This is a genomic window from Methylocystis echinoides, assembly GCF_040687965.1.
Classification (GTDB): domain Bacteria; phylum Pseudomonadota; class Alphaproteobacteria; order Rhizobiales; family Beijerinckiaceae; genus Methylocystis; species Methylocystis echinoides_A.
This window is the reverse complement of sequence record NZ_CP156085.1, coordinates 101,282-119,553: the sequence shown is the minus strand read 5'-3', so window position 1 is coordinate 119,553 and position 18,272 is coordinate 101,282. Positions and strand designations below refer to the sequence as shown.

The window sequence follows — 18,272 nt, the reverse complement described above, 5'->3', positions numbered from 1 at the left end:
ATGGGCCCGAGGGTTATACCATGAAATCCGGTGTGGCTAAAAAATTTGAGCGTCCCCTGCAGGAAGAGCTGGTTCGAGGCCTCTTGAAAAGCCCGCGTCAAGGCAACATTCATCGTGCTAAAAGACGCGTGTCGCTAGGGTTCTTCGAAAAGCAAAATGGAAAGCAGGGACCGCCCTAGTCAGAGGGAAGCATAGGCTGAGGCATTCAGCCGTCGCGCCGCACGACGTCATGGACTACGGCTCCCGCAATCCTTCCCAGGGAGGTTTTACATGCTCTCCGCACTGAGCGAGTGGCTCTTTGGCGACTCTGGCCTAGCGCCACACGGATACTGCCTGCTTTGGGAGCCGGGACTGATCTGGCTCTATGCGGTGTCCGACGCCACCATCGCGATGGCGTATTTTTCCATTCCCCTGGCGCTTGTGATCGTCGGAAGGCGACGCCGCGACCTGGTCTTTCGGCCGATGCTGTGGCTGTTCGCCGCCTTTATCCTGCTCTGCGGCACGACGCATTGGCTCGATCTATTCACGCTGTGGACCCCGCTCTATGGCCTGCAGGGCCTTGTCAAAGCGGCGACTGCTATCGCCTCCATCGCGACGGCGGTCGCGTTATGGTGGGTTTTACCCAGCTTTCTCGCGCTTCCTTCGGCGGAACAATTACGCCGAGCGAATGCAGCGCTGGTCGCGAGCGAGGAGAGGCTCGCGCACGCACAAAAAATGGAAGCGCTCGGTCAATTGACGGGCGGCATAGCCCACGACTTCAATAATGTGCTTCAGGTCATCGTTGGTTCTCTCGACGTCATCCAGCGCCAGATTGCGGCTGGGCGGGTCAGCGCGATAGAGCGCCCCCTGGCGGCGATAAGAAAAGCGTCGAACTCCGCCTCCAGTCTCACCAACCGCATGCTGGCGTTCTCGCGCCGACAAACTTTAATGCCGAAGATCATCGAGCCCGACAAGCTCGTCGCAGGCATGGAGGAGATGTTGCGGCGTGCGCTGGGACCAGAGATCGAGCTACAGCTTCGCTTCGGGCCCTGCCGCTGCTGTGTTTCGTGCGACCCATCCCAACTCGAGAGTTCCTTGTTGAACTTGGCGATCAACGCGCGAGACGCCATGCCGCAGGGGGGCGTGCTGAGGATTACGACGGCTGATCGGACGTTGACGACCGAGCTTTCAGAGCCCGACATGGAGCCTGGGGACTATGTCGAGATCGAGGTGACGGACAGCGGCGTGGGCATCAGCCAATGTGATCAGCCGCGTCTTCGAGCCGTTCTTCACGACGAAGCCGACAGGCCACGGGACGGGTTTGGGCTTGTCGCAGGTTTACGGCTTCGTCAAACAATCAGGTGGGTTTGTGCGAATCGAAAGCGCCCCCCAGAAAGGAACTAGCGTTCATATCTACTTGCCGGGACGCGCCCAGCTTCCCTCCGTGGCCGCCCAACACCCGCCGGCCAGCGACAGGGTTTATTCTCCATGCTCAAAGCAGGGAGGCAAAATCCTGGTTGTCGAGGATCAAGAGGAGGTACGTCGCCAAATCGTCACCACGCTTCAGGGCATTGGCTGCAAGACGGTTGAAGCCGGCGATGGCTCGACTGGACTTAAACTGGTCGAGAGCGGCGAGCCGTTTGACCTCCTCGTCAGCGACATAGGCCTCCCCGGGTTGAATGGTCTGCAACTAGCACACGCCGCGCGCGCCGCGTACCCTGACTTGCCTATCTTGCTTATCACCGGCTACGCCGGCAAGTCCGCGGGAACATTGCAACTGGCGGCAAACATGGAGGTTCTGCGCAAGCCCTTCAGGCTCGACGAATTGGCCGCCAGGGTTCGGTCGTTGTTTGAGCGCGCCGTAGCGCCCGAGGAGGAGTTGTGACGCAGCCGATCCAGAGCCTTGGAGACCTAGCGGATTGCAAGACCGCCAGCCCTCGGCATGCGCGAGCGGCGGGACATCGAGCCGCTCGGTCTCTTGTGAAGGCGGCAAGCTTGGCGCCGGACGGGCAGCCAGTTCCCACCCGTTCGGGGTTGAGCCGTTACAGCGCCACCAGGGAGATCCCTCCTGGGGCGTAGAGATCTTGCGACTTCGCGGCAGCCTATCTAATACGCTCAAGCACACGCTCGGCTATGGGCCGCCAGTGAGGTGGGCGCGCGTCCCGCTTATTTGCGAAGCCGCTCTGGGGGCGGCAATAAGGGCGGTAGCTGACCTCCAACTCGCCAACGACGAGGCGATGTCCCCGAGGACCAATCCAAAATGTTCGCGGCAGGCGAACCACCAACGGCCCGACCCGATGCGGCCCCCATTCCGGCCTATTGGCTTGGTCGAGCGTCGGATCGAGCAGCCAGGCGGTCTCGATCGCAACGACCAGATGGCCCCGCCACATGCCCGGCGCCGTAGCGCGCCGCTCCCAGGGGCCGCGCCCCAAAACGCAACCGGCAAATGCGCTGTCGGTTCGATGCCGGACCGTGGTCTCAACGCGCAGGAGGTAGGAACGCCATCCAAGCTCTTGTAGCTCTGCGTTGAGGGCGTGCGCAATAAGGACGCATGTGGCGCGTTCCTATGTGGCGGCAAAGCTTTCCTCGTTCGCCGCCTCGGTTGCACATCTAAGGAATCTAGGATCGTCCATCGGGTCACCATGCGCATGTGCGCAGCAGGGGCGTTTTGTTGAGCGTCGAGCTCGTCGTTCAAGCGTGCCGTGAACCTTGCTGCACGTCGTTAAAGTCGAGATTTTCACCTGCCCGGCGGAGGAGACACGACTTTCTATTAGTTCCGACAGACGAGAGCAAATCACAGGCGCAACTAACGTGCCCGGCTCGGTGCGCGCCTCTCTGCAGAAGCAGTGCGTTATCATTTCGGCTGTACTATTAACCTGATCGGGACCCTTATGGCGGAGAGGGCGACGCCCAGTTAGCGAGGCGCTCGTACGCCGGATCACATTCAGCGCTGCCTAGAGTAGCGTCCTAATTCGTGACCAATAGCCGACGGTGGCGGCGATGCGGACAGCTGCGGGGTTAACCGCGCTTCGATCATACCGGGTTACGACGCGCCGGAATCCTTCAACGGCAGAACATGCGCTCCGGGTAGCTTTCGGGTTGCGGTCCTGGGTGGGAAGTTTGGCATCGCGGCTGCATTCCTGGACGTGCCGTCGCAGATCGCGCCACTATCCAACCCTTGCGTGAGAACGGCCGCGTCAATACGGCGCCAGGACAAGCGCGGGAGCGTTCTGAAAATGCAGGCGAGCCGTATCCCTCTTACCTCCTGTCAGGAGGGCCCCGAACTCACATGTTTCGACGACGCGCTTCAACGGCACCCACTCTATTCGACGGACGAGCGGGGATGGTTGATCCGCTGCGGCAACCTATCCATCAATCAAAACGCGGCGTTGACTGGCGCTTGCATCGGGTTCCGAAACGACGCGCCAGACCCTGCGTCTCCGGCCTGGTATCCGATAAGCCCGCGCATCAACGCCAAAACGTCAATGCGGTCGCATGACGGGCGCGCCGCTCCAACCTGGACGCTGGAGGGCCCAACGACCCGGATGCTTTGGTGCAAGGGGCGCGCTTGCTTTCGAGCATAGCAAGCGCGCCTTACGTGCCAGAAGATGACCCAGCAAAGGAACCGAATTGCGAGCGCGCGCATTTCAGTTACCAAACAGAAAGCGACTTCTGATCCGCCCGTGCTGGTATGTTATCGCATTGCGAGCCGCCCGATACGACTATAAGCGATCATGATGGAGAGAAGACCGTGAAGGATTTGCTTGTTCATGTGACCATCAGCGCACGCTCCGATCTCGAGAGCGGAACGCGATATGCGCTCGCGCTCGCTGCGTCTCAAGGTGGCCGCGTGACGGCTTTCCTGTCCGAGGTAGAGCCTTGCGCCGCGCCGTTTTCTCCAGGATACAAAATGCAGGGTGGGATCCGGAAGCGTGTTGCAGAGGAGGCACAACGCATTGGATCTCTGGTTCGTGCAACGGGGCTGAGCAAGGCGTCGAATTCTTGTGAGCAATTTGGAAGGGGAGGCCGCGGGCGCCGAACTCGCAAGGCATGCGCGAATCCGGGATCTTGTTGCGGTGAGCGTTTATGGCCCGCTCGAGTATCCGCGTCTGGCTTTGGTGCAGGCAGTTCTTTTCGGCAGCGGACGCCCCTTAATGCTGATTCCATGGCAAGCTGAACCTTCTCGCGCTCAAACAGTGGTGGTCGCCTGGGATGCGACACGGGCAGCGAGCCGTGCTTTGCACGATGCGATCCCGCTGCTGACTACGGCGACCAAGGTCGTCGCCGTCACGGTTCTCGGCGAGAAGGAGCTGAGGCCAGAGGAATCAGGAGAGGCGGTTTGCCGCGCTCTGAATCATCGCGATATTCCCGCGCGTTTCGAAGCCATTCAGGCCGACCCCCAGGACGTCGGAGCAACACTGGTGCGGGCGGCAGCCGCCTCAAAGCCAACACGGTAATTCTTTCTAGCGGGCCCGCCCTAAAGGAGCGCCCCAGCTTTGCAAAAGGCCTTCTGCTGAACGGCTTCAGAGCGCCCGGTTGCTACTACGCTATCGGCGCGCAGTCCCTCAGGCTCAAAACGCAGTTCAGTCTGCCCCCCGACGGCTCTTGCGCTGCTTTCATCATTTTCGTGCCAAACCCCAGACGATCGGGCTGAACCGGGGGCCCTTCTCTTCCTGCCAATCCAGATGAAGGCTTTTGACATTGCCATCGCCTACGGTGCTGCCGCTCAAAAGCACGACCCCGTTCGCCCTGGACAAATCTCCGTATCTAAGCGCGTTCGTCGTCAATGCGTGGAGGATCATGCGAAGCAGGGCGAACGCAGGCGTGGTCGATTTGAATCGAGGGACCAAGACAACACGGAGCTGATGCACGCTGATCGAACGTAGCGCATCGTCGATGATCGTCGCCAGACTGACGCGCTCCTCATTATCGCTCGCCGGGGTGCTCGATAGGGTGATCTTGACCGCCAACGGGACGGACGCTTTCGACGCCGGATCTACTATGTCGTCTATCAGTGACCGGTCTCAACGTCGGGGAGAGCAAGTCTGTGACCGGCTGAGATAGGCTCTGTTGACAAGTTGCAGAAGCCCCAACATCTCTCGTCTTCTGGGCAACGCCACGTCAAAAATCTCAGCATTTGTTAGGTAAAATCGAAGCGTATCGTTCCCCAGCGAGTCGACGCGCGATATATTCTCACGCGCTATTTTTCGACCCCATAGCACCGGGAACCAAAAGCGCGGGAACACCCGACGTGGCAAGGAAATCCCATCGTGGCCTGCTTTGCAACCCCAAGAATTCGGCGGCGAAGGCTTGCAGTCCAAAAAGAGCAATGAGCGCGAGCACGATCGCCGAATCCTGGCCAGGCTCGATCGCCAAACCGAGCAGCGGTGCCGTAGTGAACGCAAACCAAAACAAGGTTCTTTTACGAGAACGAATGATCATCTGCAAGCCCGTGCAATTTCTTGCCGCGTTTCGACGGCTGATAGCATTAATGCAAGAATGGTCAAGGCTTAGAAGGATTTGACAGATTTTGTTTTGACGCGCCTAGAATGCGGAGGGCCAAGTGGGCACAGTCCGCTAACCGGCGAAACAACCTTAAGTAGAAGCCACAACTACTCAACAGGCTGCTTCTCTGGTCGGGTTTGATCAGCGGCAGTCGGTGGAGGGCTAGAGAGTTTTGATGTCGGCCCTGCTGCTCCTCGGCGCTCTCGCATGCTCCGTCTCCGGTCTAGTCCTCGCCATAGCGACCTGGAAGGCCGCGAAAGCTCGCGACTGGGAGGCCGCGAAGATTGGCCTAGCGCTCACCCTCATCTGTCTGATTTTCGCAGGTGGGCTGGGCGTGACGCCAATCATCTTGGCGGCGAGTTCGCGAGCCTTCATTCGGGCGATTCAAGGCCGTCGGAAACGACGGCGGTCATCAACCTCGATAGGGGCTTATCGCCCTCGCAGGCGCAGCCGTGACCCTCACCTTCACCCAGCTCTCCACCGTGGCGCTTGGCTTTGCCGGGGCGCTTCTTAGCCTTTCCCTCGCCCTCTCCACCTACAAGGCCGCGCAAGCTCGCGACTGGGCGGGGTTCGGAATCGCTTTGGCCTTTATCTGTGCTTTCATGTTCGCAGCAGCCAGGCTCATCTCTGCGTTGTTATAAATGACGTTGGTGATTGACCACCTCGACCGCGCCACCGTCGTCCAGGCCCGCGAGTTCGCCAAGCCGAGAGGTTGGCTAATCTGCCGAAAGCCTTTCTCCTGGCGCACCCTAGCTAGGGGCGAACGCATCGACGCGCGGGACGGCGAGCCGGAGCTGCCCCCGTTTTGCTCGCGACCGGTGTTCTTCCGCAGCAGGGATGGCTTTGGCGCTGCGATTTTGGCGCTATATGTCCGTGAGGTCGATCATCTACATTGCCAGCAATTCGCTGCGGCGCATGGTCTGATGATAGAGACGCTCGCTGAATGGTGCGGAGCAATCCTATGGACGCGCGACTGGCAAGCAAGAGAACGCGAGCTCATTGCCGAATACGCGGCTATCCCGGGTGTCTCTGAAGAACAGGCGCGAGCGCGGGCCAGGTGCGCGATGGAATGGGAAGGATGGCGGCCGCCGAAAACGACAGCGCATATTTGGCGCCGCAGTTTGCGGGAGCGGGGCGGGCGGTGATTCCTATACCGCCCCCGCCCCCGATGAAAGCCGAAAAGGAGACGCCGATATGACATTGATGCGTCACCACTGGGCCAAGCCCATGAAAAAGGGGGCGCACCAAGATGCCCCCTTGCCGTTTCCGCCCCCACAAAATGAGAAATTACGGGTCCATGCAGTAGCAAGCGCTGCCGTCAAAGTTGTTGAAGCCTTCGGGGGCCGCGGAAGCCGTGCTGGCGAAGCCGATGCTCAGGGTCAGAGCGATGGCGGCGAAATTGGTGATTAGCTTGGTCATGATTGGCTCCCGTCAGGTCTTGTCTGTGCTCTCGATGGTCTGACGGTAGCTCATGAAAAGGCGGGTGTAGGTGTGTCGGCGCACATGGCCCCAGCCGGTTCACCTTGGTTAGTGGCGTCAGGGCTGCTCGATAGCTTTTTTGCTGCCCTTGCCTCCATGTGAGGAGTGACCGCCTTTTAAGCCTGCTTGCGACGCCAGCGTGTGGTCTCTTGAGAACGACCGCTTTGCAGGATCGACGGATTGCCCGCCCTTCCTCCCGGCCTTGGCCGCCAATCAGCGCGCCCGTAAACGCACGATAACGCGCGACATAAGGCGCAGAGAAATCATTCTCTGCGCCTCCAGCTCCAGTTCCGCGACGGCTGTCTTTGCTCGCGACAAGCCGCTCGCCAAACGCGACCGTCATCGCAAGAGGCTCCTGGGTCATTGCCCGCTTCAATCGGGGCCCCAAAGGTGCAAGGGCGAAGAAAGTCGGAAACATCATCGCTGATCAGCCATCCGAGCCTGTGCCCTCCTTGCTGGCGTTGTCTGATAGCCCGATATTTACGCGCGGACACGAAACAAAGCTGCATTCACGCGGGTTTGTTCTTATCGAGCTATGGGAAGGCTCAGGTAGGGTCCACCCTGCATAGGTTGTGGCTCCCCTCAAATGGTTTAGGCCATGCGTCCATGACTCCCTCGCTGACTTATCTGGGGGCTTCAGGTAAGTTCGCACTTCGAAAATCCGCTTAGACCGACAGCTGGGTTCCGTGGCCGATATCGCAGAAAAAATTCACGCAGCGATCACAAGCTGGGAGTCTTGCACGGGTGGGACGATATCTGAACAAGGCAAGCAGATAATAGTCTCCGCCGTGCGCGCGATTGTCTACGATCCGCATCCGGGATGGCGTCTGCCCTCAGGCATGGAGCCATGGCCGACCATGGAAGAAGCCTTGGCCGAGGTGCAGCGAGACGCCATCAGCAAAATAGGGCCGGCCCTAGATCAGATCGCAGCCAAGTCTCCGGACGGCAAGACCGTCAATACCTTTGAGATGCTCCATTCCTTGCACGAGATATTTCAGGTCTGGTGCCGGTTCCGGAAAGACTGACGCGACGCCGCTATAGCCCGGCGCGGCGGAAATACCCTGCGACCCGCGCGCTTACACGGTCGCCGCTCAGATACAGCCGCAACGCCTCTTCGTCCCCGTCGAGATGCATGGCGAGCGCCACCCTCGACACACGCAAATGCCCTCCTCCGATATGGCGACCTGAAAAAGCTGCGTAGCCATTTGGTTTGAGTTGCTCCGTCCGCCCTCGATTTCGTTAAAACCGGCGGGGGGCATACTCGTCAGTGTTTCGGCGAAGCGCAGAACTACGCTGGAATGACACGTGGGTTCCTAGACCTCCGGTGCCGTAAGCGTCGCATTCTTAGTACTCGTGGACGTTTTCGGTTAGCGTGAGCAGGATGTCGGGGTACCAGACGCAATTGAGCCCCAGCGCCTCGTCAAGGTTAAGGTCACGGTTGCCGATATCGAGTCGAGACGAATGAACCCCGAGCAGTCGCCAGGGCAGCACGTCTTGCGCCGCCGTCTGATCCGATGCCCGCATTGCAACGGGCGCGCCACTCGTGCCTCGATGGGTGCGTGCATCGGTCAAGAAATACCCACGCCCCTCGAAACGCAGTCCGAATGACGAAGCGATCACGCCTTGACGCACGATCGGCAGGTGGTGGAGCGTATCATGGAAACCAAGCGGAAATCCGACGACGAGCAGCGAGGTTCCGACGTCGACATGGTGCAGCGGGTTGAGCAGGTGGTCGGGCGTGAAAGCACGGTACACTAATGACGGGGGCAATGACTGCCGCTCAATCTCAATCACCGCCACGTCTATCGCGCCAGCGGCATCCTTTCCCTGACGCCAAACAGCTCGGCCATCGCGATACAGCAGAATTGAGAACCCGGTCGATTTGACCATATTTTCTTGGTCGACGTGCAGTTCAATCTCGATCCGATCCGGGAAGTGATTGCTTAGTTCGTCGCATAATACGTGCCGGCTTGTTACCAGGAACAAGCGTTGATCACGTTCGAAAAAAAAGCTGGTTGCATTCGTCAGCAATTGCCGTTGTCGGAAAGTGCAGATCCTTACTGCTGTGAGCAGAAGTGAGTCGATTATCATCATGCGCGTTCACTGACCAAAGCGGCATTCCTGACATGTGAAGCGGGCGCGTGCTATAGACCTTCAAGGACGGCTTAGAAAAACTTAATCGTGATCTCCGGCGGAACCAGCTCAGCAGCGGCACGAATCTCTTCGATCGCATCCGACAATCTGTCTGTATCAATATTTATCGCGACACCGCAGCCAGAACAATGCATCCGAGTTTGCATTTTCAGCATCTCAATCGTTTGTTCGAGGCCGTGCCCGCACTTTGGACATTGGAATGCAACAATACCGGTATCTCTATTGCTATTTGCGTGAGCTTCCATGAGATATTCCTCTACGTGGCGTCAATGGTCTGAATTGCGATTTTGGCGGAGCGCTATCGCAGCTTTTCGAATGGGCAGATCCTATCAAGAATTCCGCTCACCCTGTGTAACAGTGTTAACGTGTCAATGTTTTTCCCGTCCGGAGAGTTCTTCTCTATCTCGTCCAGGAGACCTGGAAGCTTGTTGATCGCGTCTAAGCTGAACCTCTCGAAGTCCATCCTCCATGGATATCCAAAAGTCCGTTCCGCTGGGCAGGCGCCAGCCGGGGTGAGGATCATAGCCGATCACGCTCACCGCTGCGATGATAACTTGTTGCGCCTGCTCCGGGATCCTCGCAGTTCTCTGTATTTGCCAGGCCTGCAGTTGATGATTGGATTTGCTCTGCGATGTCAGCCACTACCGCACCGATTTTAGTAGGGAGCCGCCGGTATCGCCGTCGATCTGCTCAACAATGGCCTCGCCACCCTCGTCAAAGACCTCTCCGCCAACGACTATAAGGTAGCTGCTGAATGACCGACACAGACGACGCCATCCGGGTCTTCATCCCGCTGACGTTCAGGCGCCGTAATGGCCGGCCCAAAATCCTGCCGCCCGAGCGCGAGCCGGGCTTTCAGGCCCGGTTACAGGATCCGCATATTCTGCGCGCCCTCGGCCGCGCGTGGGCGTGGCGGCGACTGGAGAATGGCGAGGCAGCGACGATCCAGGACATCGCTCTCGCCGAGAGGGTAACCGATCGGTATGTCAGCCGGATCATGCGGCTGGCGTATCTCTCGCCAGATGTTCTCGAACGCTTGCTGCTTTGGCGTGTCCCGCCGGCCGTCTCGATCAACGACTTGATGAAGGCGAGCTACCTGCCATGGGTGGAGCAGATGGGGCAGGTGTCTGATGACGGAGCGGCGCACGCGAAGCGTCGCGCGGTAGACTATCGCCATGTCCAGTCCAAAGTGCGTTAGTACTCAAAATTCAACGCCGGCTCCCTCCGCTGCGCCTGTCCTAGCTCGCACCCGTCTGCACAAAGGTGTCGATCTTCGTGAACTTGCGTCAGAGCAAAGTCCGCAGCGTCCCTTGTATTTTGCAAATCATCTACCAGGTTGTATAGATCGGGTTCCCGCCGAGTGACTCTTGAAAAGCGGCAAAGCTTGCGCTTAAGCGCGCGACCTTCTTGCAGAACATCGATCACGTGGCGCTGCATCTTGCGAGCGCTGTTCTCACGAGTTCTGTGGAAGGACATACCATGCAAACCTACTCACAAAGTGGTTCGAAGCAGAGGAAAGCTCAGGAGCATTTCGGCTAGATACAGTGACCGCGATTCTTTCGATTTTCACGATTGTGGCTGCCGTGACCGTTGCGATCACTGCCTTTGCTTAATGTCCCCCAACAAGCGGGGCCCGTGAAAACATCGCACTCCGCGACCCACTCAGGAATAAAGCGAATGGCCAAATCGGAACTCGGCGAAAAGCGTCGATGTTTGAATTGTAGCACTCCTTTTTTTGACCTCAATCGCAACCCGATCGTCTGCCCAAAATGCAAAGCGGTCTTTCATGTCGTGGAGATTGTGCGCTCGTCGTCCAAATACGCGCGGCCGCACCCTGCCGAATTCAGTGGCGGTGCCTTGGCGGGCGCATGCCCGGCTGATGCGGTCTTGTTAGACGACGAGAGAGAAGATGGAGAGAGCACCATCCGGCCAACAGAGCAGCATGATGAGACCGACAAATCCGAAGTTCCGGCCTGAGGGCATTGCCGTGCACTTCGGCAAAGGACAAAATGTCACAAGATAGGGAAACCCACCGGATCGAGGCGTTTAGTGATGGAGTATTCGCAATCGCCGTTACACTCCTCGTTCTGGAAATAAAAGTTCCAAGTCGGGACACAGTATTATCGCACGGTATGACGGTCGCGCTCCTTGAGCTCTGGCCTAGTTATCTCGCCTTTTTGATCTCCTTTATCACGATTCTCGTCATTTGGTCTCACCATCACTGGATATTTGCTGCAATCCGACGGGCGGATCTTGTTCTGGTTTATTGGAACGGCTTGCTGCTGCTTTTTGTCACGTTTGTTCCATTCCCTACTGGGTTACTCGCGGAATATCTCTTACATCCGGACGCTAAAGTTGCAGCGAGCTTATACACGGGAACGTTTCTGGCGATTTCGCTTGTATTTCACGGGTTGTGGCTTCACGCGTCAAAGCAGGGAAAGCTGCTGGCGATAGACGCAACCACTTCGGAGCACGAGAACGCAATGCGCATCACCAGCCACTACAGGCTTGGCCCTATCCTCTATTTTGGCGCGTTCGGAACGTCTTTCATCACGGAGATGGGGAGCGTGACGATGTGTCTCTTATTGGCGCTTTTTTTTGCGTTTCGTGGATGGCCGAGCGATGTTGGAACTAACGAGTCGTCGCGCATTGGGACTTGGTGGGCTAAAGGGTAGGGAGACAGGCTTCGGGACACTGTCAAAGACGGGCGACAATGTCCCTCCCTCTTTTTCACCTGAGAAGCCATTCACTCGAGAGGCCAAATGTCTCGGTCGGATGGAATCTCCCGCCCACCGTGACCCTGCCGACGAGCAGCCGCACGATCCGGGCCTGCTCCGCCGGGAACAGCGTATTCCTAGAGGGTGTTATGCACCTTGGAGCATGAATTCTGCGGCGCGTTTGAGCATGAGACATGCGAAGGCGACGACGTGGAGGCCTGCGAGGGTTTGGGCATAGCGCTCGTAATCTTTGACGAGCCGCCTGCATCGTGTCGCCCAGGCGAATGAACGCTCGACCACCCATCGCTTGGGCAGCAACACGAAGCCTTTCTTCGCTTCGGCCAGTTTGACGACGCAAAGTTCGGCGCCCTGCGCCTTTGCCGCCTCGGCAGCGTTCTCGCCGGTGTAGCCCTGATCAACATAAATGAGTTCGACGCTCTCGCTCGTCGCTTCCTGCACGGCGGCGGCGAGCTTGCCGACCTCGGCGCGGTCGTCGACATTTGCCCGCGTGACATGCAGCGCCAGCAAATGGCCCAAAGTGTCAACCGCCATGTGCAGCTTCGAACCCCGCTTTCGCTTGGCGCCGTCGTAGCCCGCCCGCGGGCCGCTCTCCGGGGTCGAGCGCAAGGTCCGGCTGTCGATTATCGCCGCCGTCGGCTCCGTGGCGCGACCGGACGCGACGCGCAAAAGGGCGCGCAGATCCTGTGCCAGCGCCTCGAACACGCCCGCCGCCAGCCAGCGCTGGGATTGCTGATAAACGGCGAACCACGGTGGTAGATCGTTAGGCATGGCGCGCCATGCGATGCCGTAGCGCAGCACATAACGCAGGCCGTTGAACAGCTCGCGCAGCGAATGTTGACGCTGAGGCGCGCCTTCGTCCATGAGCGTCAGATAAGGCGCAACCAGCGACCACTCTTCGTCGCTGACATCAGAAGGATAAGGTTTACGAGTCGGAGACATCCGATTCTACTAAGACAATCAATCACCAAAGTACATAACACCCTCTACGCCGGCGGCCGCCTGGCATTGATCTCGATATTCGAGGATAGGTCTCGGAGGAGTGGCTCGATGATCGTGTCCATGTATGGATGTATATGGACCCCGCCCGATTGCAACGGCTTTGACAGTTCCGACTTTCGGTCACAACTGCTGACGTATATCCGGCTTCATGATGCGGCCGAAAAAGTTCTTGCCGCGAGCCTCGATGGATTTTCGCGCGCTTCCACCTCAATGCCCCCAAGGCATTGGCTCTCGCCATGCCGGTCCACACATCAGGTTCGGGAAGCGACGGAGTGACCGTTTCGCCATCACTGCCAATCGTTGCAATTGCTGGTGGGAATCTCCTTGGTTGTCTGTTTCCCGGATGCTTAGCTGCGGTTAGGCCGAGCTGACGGTTAGACGCTGATCGTAGTTCATGCCGCTGGCGATCAAGCTCCATGCGATCCGAGCGTTCTTGTTGGCGAGCGCGACGGCGACGACATTTGGATGATGGCGTTCGCGCGCTTTGAGCAGCCAAAGGCTTCTCGGATCCTGCTTCCCTCGTATCCGGCCCAAGGCGGCGCGTGCGCCGTGGATAAGCAAGGTGCGAAGATATCGGTCGCCGCGTTTGCTGATGCCGAGCAGCCGCGATCGGCCGCCACTCGATCGTTGTCTCGGGACAAGTCCGATCCATGCCGCGAACTGTCGTCCATTCTTGAAGCATTTTGCATCGCCAGCCGCTGCGACCAGCGCTGTCGCAGTAATAGGTCCAATTCCTTCGACCATGCCGAGGCGCTGACATGCTTCGCTTGTTCGATACAATTCCCGGATTTTGCGATCGTAAATTGCGACCCGCTTATCAAGGTCGATCAATTCCTCCCGCAATTCGCCGATCAACTCCCGAACAATGCTGTTCAGACCGTTGCTTTCCTCGTCGACGATCCGCGGCAAAGCGCGCCGAAGATTGCCGATGGCCTGCGCAATAACGACGCCGTGCTCGCCGAGTAGGCCGCGGATCTGGTTCACAGGTCTAACCCTATTGGCGACTAGACGACTGCGAATCCGATGAATAGCCTGGATCGCCAGCTGTTCGGCGGATTTGACCGGAACGAACCGCATGTTCGGACGGCCGACTGCTTCACAGATCGCCTCGGCGTCATTCCGATCATTCTTGTTGGATTTTACGTATGGCGTGACGAACTGCTGGCTGATCAATCGAACGTCATGCCCAAGCTCGGAGAACGTCTTGGCCCAATAATGCGCGCCGTTCGAGGCTTCCATTCCAACAATGCAGGGCGGAAGATTCGCGAAGAAGGGCGCTGTCAGGATACATCGGCAGTTCAATATGAGACTTTGGGATACGGCGGCGATTTCGAGCCTTTCATATGAGACTTTAGCAGGCTGAGTTTCGATTGAAAGGGTAAGGTAGTGCGTGGTTTTTGTTGGGTGAAACTGGCATCACGCTCGAGAATGCCTTTGTCGATCGACCGGTCGACGAATTCCGCTTTCAGTGCATAAAACGTCTGCGCCAGTCTCGATTGAAATGCCAAGAGTGGCACTTCGGTCTCAGCTAAGTCTTTGGATGTCAATGAGAGGCGAGTCCATATTGAATTGCCGATCGACATCTCCTACGGCTTTCAAGTAATGGTCCGCCGGCTCGCCAGCTACTTTGCGGAGTCCTCTGCGAGCCTGCTCCAACACCAGCTCGCCGTCCCGATAGAAGAAAAAGAGCGTTATGGTGGTTACGGCAAGTTGCACGGCTGTCCGCCCAATCCGTCCGACTATCCCGGCAAGCTCACGCACCCACGGCTCCAACCAATCTTTTAGTTGTTCTTTGCGCAGCTCGGGATCGTTCCATACCTGGGTCACCGCCTCGTCCAGAATTGGACCAAAGACAGGAATGCTCGCGACTGCTTTCGGCAAGACAAGCGGCTGATCGGCGAATTTCGTCGATATGTCGCGGTAAGCTTCCGCAAATTCGCTTTGCAGCCTGATCACGCCCTGGGCGGCGTCAGGATTCCCTTATCGGAATCCCGGGCATCTGCCTGTGGTGCTCAGGATCTTACGGACCACCTGGAAAGCAGGGAGGCGGAGTTGCGGGCGAAAAAGCAGCGCAATGGCGGGACACTGAGTGACGAAGATGAGATAAGATTGATCCTATAGGCCTTTCCTATAGCGATGTCTATCTGGTCGAAGCGAAGAGACCGACTGGGGTCTCAGTTTGGCGGCTGCAGAATGTTCCACTTGTTACTAATCTCAACAACACTGCTGTCTGAAAATGCTGATCGGAGCTACAGTGCGATCGTCACCGATCGCGTCAACGAAATATGGGGAACGGACATGAGGCAAACGGTCACGACCGACGAAGGCAAGGCCTATGTGTTCGCCGCCGTCGAACACGCCAACTCAGAGGTCGTTGGCGTTCGTGCCGCAAAATCAGCCAATCGGTTCGAGGCGCGCTGGAGCCGGTTCGGCAGGGGGTCAAACGCTGCTTCGGCGCGATCGCTCCAGAAATAGCCCGCGGATTGAGACTGCGTCACGATCACGGGTCCAGTCGTAGGAAGATTTTTCAATCCAAGGTCAAATGCCTGGGAATCGAAGCGTCGCCCTCTTTCGTGCGCGAGCCCCGAAGGCAATGGCGTCGCCGAGCGCTTCATCCGCACGCTGAAGGAGAACCCGCACGATTGAGGAACGAAGGGTGGCGCTCGTCGAATTCGCCGAGCATTAACAGAACCTGGCTTCGTACCCCGTCACGGCTACAAAGCGCCCCATCAGGTGAGAGCCGAACAGCTTTCGGTTGCCAAGGCAAACATCGCAGAGCGGCCCTTGGCCGCCTAAATAAGCGCAGTCGGTTGTCTCAAAACCGGGCCGCAGTACAATCGCTGGCAGCGCGATCCCGATCCTGAACTCGAAATCCTAGTCAACTTTTTCCGAAAGCCTATTTATAGCAGGAAAGGAGCCCAGCATTCGGTCGAAGACAGGGAAAGCGCGCCTATGGACGATTGGATTCTCTCTACTGGCGCCGGCAAATGCAGAAGGCGGGGTCGGCGATGAATGATCGGCGCGAACGGGTCGAAAGAGCCATCAAAAGCAAAAAACGTGCTGCCTTCATCGTTAACACGCGGTCAAGTCAAGGCGCTGAATACTACCGCGAGGCCAAGCAAAAGGTGGTCGATAGCGGCTTTGCCTTGGATGCCGCCGATCCGGTCGGAGAAGCGCAGCGGCTCCCCGACCTTGTCCAGCAAGCCATCCGGCGAGGACATAATCTTGTTATTGTCGGCGGCGGAGATGGAACCATTCATTCTGTCGCCCATCTTTTTGCCTACGCCGACGTTGCGCTTGGGATTCTGCCGCTAGGAACGGCGAACAATTATGCACGGCAATTGGGGCTCCCTTTGAATCTAGCCGGCGCCGTCGATGTGCTCGTCTCGGGCAAGGTCTCAGAGGTCGACATGGGCCAGATCAACGGCCATTGTTTCGTAAATGGAGCATCGGTAGGCCTACCGGCAGCGATTGCAAAAGCCACGGCCAGGATTATGAAGTCCTGGTTTGGCAGATTGGCTTATGCAGTTGTCGCAGCTGGGCGATTTATTGGGTACAAGCCCTTCGCCGTCAGAATAAGCACTGCGAATGGAGCCCGCACCTTCGAAGCCCTGGATATCTGGATTGCAAAAGGCGGCTATGAGGGGGGCGTCCTGGTTGCGCCAGAGGCGAAACTGGACAGCGGCGAACTAACCCTCTCCATTCTCGAAGGCAAATCAAAATGGAATTTGCTCAAAGAGTGGGCAAAAACAGCATTGGCGTTTGTATTCCCTCCTTCGGAGCGAGAAGTACTTCACGCCGATAGCTTTGTGATGGACGCCAGTCCAAAACAAGACGTTTCAATTGACGGGGACGTTCTAATACAAACCTCAGGCATCCCCTCATTTTTCAGACGCATGAGAAGGTCTGATTTAAAGAAGGATGTTGATTGATGTATAAGCCGAATTTCTCGACAAGCGGGCGCAAGCGCACCTCCGGCATGTTGGGGATCAGTTCGTAGAGCATGCATCCTTGCCGGTGCACATAGACGACTGCCCCAACTTTGTGCCGGGCCGCAGTTACCTCGGCATCGCGGAGCTTTCGCGCTCGTCCGTCCTTGCCGACCCACTCAGCGGCCGCGCGTGTCTCGATGCCAGCGAAAAAGTCATGAACAAACTCAACGCGCTCGTTGGGACGGTTCATGGCCGCGCCTCATAAATGCAATTCGCTATCCCCACGATATCTTGAGAAAATCAGGCCAATATGAGTCCGCCAAAATGAGGGGATTCGTGAGAATACAAACCCCAATCAACGTGGTTGTGGCCCGGAAAGCCCTGCTTGTGATTATTCCCGCATCAGAAACAGCCCATAAGAGAAATAGGTGAGCGTATAAGCGCCTTTCCGACAACCCATACGGCGGGGCTTGAGCGGCGACGAAGCTGCACGGCATCAGCTCGTGAATGTCACTTGCGCCGTCAGGGGGCGGGAGCTCGCTGGGGAAAGCACGCCATGATCCCCGCGCCACTAAATATTCGCTCGAGATTACGTCACTACACACATACGCCGGCGTGTCACAAAAATGTTGTGCCCGCAATCGTTCGAAAGTTATCTAATCTCTATTAACAACGCTTATGGCTGAAATCCTGCTTCCCTTGCCCGGCTGCTCTTGGCGATCATTCCCGACGAGTGGATCGAAGAGTTCATCGGAAAGCGGCTGGCCTCTTTTGCGGTAGGTATCGCTCTCGTCGGTCCTTCTCCGGTTTGGCGCCGGTTTTACGCGCAGGAGCCGTTAGGCAGGCCTTCTTGGGACGCCGCGGTCAGGGTGGTTGCATTTCCTCATCGTCCTTTATTTCACCGGAGATACATAAGAGTGGAATAAGAAGCATTGAGAAAAACCAGGCAGTCAGAGCGAGAAGAACGCTAGCCATCCACGCCATTTTAAATGCCAGAGTGCTCGTCAAGGGCGATGTCCCGAACGATGTTGGAATAGGGGGAGCGGCGTTGCTCACCTTGAGCTTGTAGGCTCGGGGTGCTGATTCCACAGAAGGAAAGCAACGCCATGAACAAAGCTATCACATCGACGGCGATTCCCGCGAGCGCCTGGAAGGCGCAGGCGCTGGCCAACATGACGGCGAGTTTCGAGAGCTTCTGCCTTGTCTCGGGCATGGAGGCGCTGGCCGAGATGATGGAGAGCGACGCGACGGCGGCCTGCGGCCCTCGGCATGGGCGCGGCAAAGGGCGACGGGCGCATCGCTGGGGCAAGACGAGGGGCCAGATCGGTTTCCATGGCGGCAAGGTGGAGATCGACCGTCCGCGTCTGCGCGGATTTGACGGCAAGGAGTTGGCGCTACCCAGTTGGGAGGCGGCGCAAGCCGAGGATTGGCTTGGCAAATGGGCGATGAACCAGATGCTGATCAATGTCTCGACGCGTAGGTTCAA

At 57.9% G+C, this 18,272-nt stretch carries 20 protein-coding genes and 2 pseudogenes; 11 read left to right on the top strand and 11 right to left on the bottom strand.

Annotated elements, in window-relative coordinates:
• The first annotated feature begins 270 nt into the window (after positions 1-270).
• The 3 genes from RVU70_RS19215 to RVU70_RS19205 all read left to right on the top strand — a co-directional run bounded on the left by RVU70_RS19215 (position 271) and on the right by RVU70_RS19205 (position 4,436).
• On the top strand, positions 271-1,383 hold the full coding sequence (locus RVU70_RS19215; RefSeq protein ID WP_363351868.1) for a hypothetical protein: 1,113 nt from the start codon (positions 271-273) through the stop codon (positions 1,381-1,383).
• Entirely contained in the window at positions 1,301-1,864 is a 564-nt protein-coding gene (locus RVU70_RS19210; protein ID WP_363351866.1) for a response regulator, read from the top strand. Before RVU70_RS19215 ends, RVU70_RS19210 begins: the two co-directional genes overlap by 83 nt.
• A gap of 2,119 nt (positions 1,865-3,983) precedes the next feature.
• Complete coding sequence (locus tag RVU70_RS19205) at positions 3,984-4,436, top strand: hypothetical protein (protein ID WP_363351864.1); 453 nt, start codon at positions 3,984-3,986, stop codon at positions 4,434-4,436.
• A gap of 162 nt (positions 4,437-4,598) precedes the next feature.
• Here RVU70_RS19205 and RVU70_RS19200 read toward each other — a convergent pair whose 3' ends face one another.
• Both RVU70_RS19200 and RVU70_RS19195 read right to left on the bottom strand, forming a co-directional pair.
• On the bottom strand, positions 4,599-4,949 hold the full coding sequence (locus RVU70_RS19200) for a hypothetical protein (protein WP_363351862.1): 351 nt from the start codon (positions 4,947-4,949) through the stop codon (positions 4,599-4,601).
• Between the two features lie 223 nt (positions 4,950-5,172).
• Positions 5,173-5,427, bottom strand: coding sequence for a hypothetical protein (locus tag RVU70_RS19195; RefSeq protein ID WP_363351860.1), 255 nt, complete (start codon positions 5,425-5,427; stop codon positions 5,173-5,175).
• A gap of 509 nt (positions 5,428-5,936) precedes the next feature.
• On the opposite strand from RVU70_RS19195, the gene RVU70_RS19190 reads away from it, so the two are divergent.
• A complete protein-coding gene (locus RVU70_RS19190; RefSeq protein WP_363351858.1) occupies positions 5,937-6,125 on the top strand; it encodes a hypothetical protein in 189 nt (62 codons plus the stop codon).
• Positions 6,126-6,771: 646 nt separating this feature from the next.
• Here RVU70_RS19190 and RVU70_RS19185 read toward each other — a convergent pair.
• Positions 6,772-6,903 (bottom strand): hypothetical protein, encoded by a 132-nt coding sequence (locus tag RVU70_RS19185; protein WP_363351856.1) that lies wholly within the window; start codon positions 6,901-6,903, stop codon positions 6,772-6,774.
• A gap of 117 nt (positions 6,904-7,020) precedes the next feature.
• Positions 7,021-7,176: pseudogene (locus RVU70_RS19180) on the bottom strand (stress-induced protein); the annotation flags it as partial.
• 473 nt (positions 7,177-7,649) lie between these two features.
• Here RVU70_RS19180 and RVU70_RS19175 point away from each other — a divergent pair.
• Entirely contained in the window at positions 7,650-7,988 is a 339-nt protein-coding gene (locus tag RVU70_RS19175) for a hypothetical protein (RefSeq protein WP_363351854.1), read from the top strand.
• Between the two features lie 10 nt (positions 7,989-7,998).
• Here the strand turns inward: RVU70_RS19175 and RVU70_RS19170 are convergent, their stop codons facing one another.
• The 3 genes from RVU70_RS19170 to RVU70_RS19160 all read right to left on the bottom strand — a co-directional run bounded on the left by RVU70_RS19170 (position 7,999) and on the right by RVU70_RS19160 (position 9,362).
• The gene (locus tag RVU70_RS19170; protein WP_363351853.1) at positions 7,999-8,124 is read right to left on the bottom strand and encodes a hypothetical protein; all 126 of its coding nucleotides are present in this window, start codon (positions 8,122-8,124) and stop codon (positions 7,999-8,001) included.
• Between the two features lie 183 nt (positions 8,125-8,307).
• Complete coding sequence (locus RVU70_RS19165) at positions 8,308-9,051, bottom strand: serine protease (protein WP_363351901.1); 744 nt, start codon at positions 9,049-9,051, stop codon at positions 8,308-8,310.
• 77 nt (positions 9,052-9,128) lie between these two features.
• Positions 9,129-9,362: a hypothetical protein gene (locus RVU70_RS19160; protein WP_363351851.1), complete on the bottom strand. Its 234-nt coding sequence runs from the start codon at positions 9,360-9,362 to the stop codon at positions 9,129-9,131.
• Between the two features lie 509 nt (positions 9,363-9,871).
• On the opposite strand from RVU70_RS19160, the gene RVU70_RS19155 reads away from it, so the two are divergent.
• From RVU70_RS19155 to RVU70_RS19145, 3 genes are all read left to right on the top strand, one after another.
• Entirely contained in the window at positions 9,872-10,315 is a 444-nt protein-coding gene (locus RVU70_RS19155; protein ID WP_363351849.1) for a hypothetical protein, read from the top strand.
• A 479-nt stretch (positions 10,316-10,794) separates the two neighbouring features.
• On the top strand, positions 10,795-11,094 hold the full coding sequence (locus tag RVU70_RS19150) for a TIGR02300 family protein (RefSeq protein ID WP_363351847.1): 300 nt from the start codon (positions 10,795-10,797) through the stop codon (positions 11,092-11,094).
• A gap of 32 nt (positions 11,095-11,126) precedes the next feature.
• The gene (locus RVU70_RS19145; protein ID WP_363351845.1) at positions 11,127-11,792 is read left to right on the top strand and encodes a TMEM175 family protein; all 666 of its coding nucleotides are present in this window, start codon (positions 11,127-11,129) and stop codon (positions 11,790-11,792) included.
• Between the two features lie 189 nt (positions 11,793-11,981).
• Here RVU70_RS19145 and RVU70_RS19140 read toward each other — a convergent pair whose 3' ends face one another.
• From RVU70_RS19140 to RVU70_RS19130, 3 genes are all read right to left on the bottom strand, one after another.
• Positions 11,982-12,794: an IS5 family transposase gene (locus RVU70_RS19140; protein ID WP_363351843.1), complete on the bottom strand. Its 813-nt coding sequence runs from the start codon at positions 12,792-12,794 to the stop codon at positions 11,982-11,984.
• A 417-nt stretch (positions 12,795-13,211) separates the two neighbouring features.
• Positions 13,212-14,156, bottom strand: coding sequence for an IS110 family transposase (locus tag RVU70_RS19135; protein WP_363351841.1), 945 nt, complete (start codon positions 14,154-14,156; stop codon positions 13,212-13,214).
• Positions 14,157-14,378: 222 nt separating this feature from the next.
• Positions 14,379-14,810 carry a hypothetical protein gene (locus RVU70_RS19130; protein ID WP_363351839.1) on the bottom strand — a complete coding sequence of 144 codons (432 nt, stop codon included), beginning with the start codon at positions 14,808-14,810 and terminating at the stop codon, positions 14,379-14,381.
• Between the two features lie 237 nt (positions 14,811-15,047).
• Between RVU70_RS19130 and RVU70_RS19125 the strand changes: the two genes are divergently transcribed.
• Together RVU70_RS19125 and RVU70_RS19120 are read left to right on the top strand one after the other, a co-directional pair.
• On the top strand, positions 15,048-15,329 hold the full coding sequence (locus RVU70_RS19125) for a hypothetical protein (protein WP_363351837.1): 282 nt from the start codon (positions 15,048-15,050) through the stop codon (positions 15,327-15,329).
• Between the two features lie 512 nt (positions 15,330-15,841).
• The gene (locus RVU70_RS19120) at positions 15,842-16,786 is read left to right on the top strand and encodes a diacylglycerol kinase family protein (RefSeq protein ID WP_363351835.1); all 945 of its coding nucleotides are present in this window, start codon (positions 15,842-15,844) and stop codon (positions 16,784-16,786) included.
• Here RVU70_RS19120 and RVU70_RS19115 read toward each other — a convergent pair.
• On the bottom strand, positions 16,743-17,036 hold the full coding sequence (locus tag RVU70_RS19115) for a hypothetical protein (RefSeq protein ID WP_363351833.1): 294 nt from the start codon (positions 17,034-17,036) through the stop codon (positions 16,743-16,745). The two genes, RVU70_RS19120 and RVU70_RS19115, sit on opposite strands and share 44 nt — an antisense overlap.
• Before the next feature lie 856 nt (positions 17,037-17,892).
• On the opposite strand from RVU70_RS19115, the pseudogene RVU70_RS19110 reads away from it, so the two are divergent.
• A pseudogene (locus tag RVU70_RS19110) lies at positions 17,893-18,270 on the top strand (IS256 family transposase); the annotation flags it as partial.
• Between the last annotated feature and the right edge of the window lie 2 nt (positions 18,271-18,272).

Coding starts and splice junctions, on each gene's coding strand:
- RVU70_RS19215 (WP_363351868.1), top strand. CDS start 271: ATGCTCTCCGCACTGAGCGAGTGGCTCTTTGGCGACTCTGGCCTAGCG.
- RVU70_RS19185 (WP_363351856.1), bottom strand. CDS start 6,903: ATGACCAAGCTAATCACCAATTTCGCCGCCATCGCTCTGACCCTGAGC.
- RVU70_RS19160 (WP_363351851.1), bottom strand. CDS start 9,362: ATGGAAGCTCACGCAAATAGCAATAGAGATACCGGTATTGTTGCATTC.
- RVU70_RS19155 (WP_363351849.1), top strand. CDS start 9,872: ATGACCGACACAGACGACGCCATCCGGGTCTTCATCCCGCTGACGTTC.
- RVU70_RS19150 (WP_363351847.1), top strand. CDS start 10,795: ATGGCCAAATCGGAACTCGGCGAAAAGCGTCGATGTTTGAATTGTAGC.
- RVU70_RS19145 (WP_363351845.1), top strand. CDS start 11,127: ATGTCACAAGATAGGGAAACCCACCGGATCGAGGCGTTTAGTGATGGA.
- RVU70_RS19140 (WP_363351843.1), bottom strand. CDS start 12,794: ATGTCTCCGACTCGTAAACCTTATCCTTCTGATGTCAGCGACGAAGAG.
- RVU70_RS19125 (WP_363351837.1), top strand. CDS start 15,048: ATGTTCCACTTGTTACTAATCTCAACAACACTGCTGTCTGAAAATGCT.
- RVU70_RS19120 (WP_363351835.1), top strand. CDS start 15,842: ATGCAGAAGGCGGGGTCGGCGATGAATGATCGGCGCGAACGGGTCGAA.
- RVU70_RS19115 (WP_363351833.1), bottom strand. CDS start 17,036: ATGAACCGTCCCAACGAGCGCGTTGAGTTTGTTCATGACTTTTTCGCT.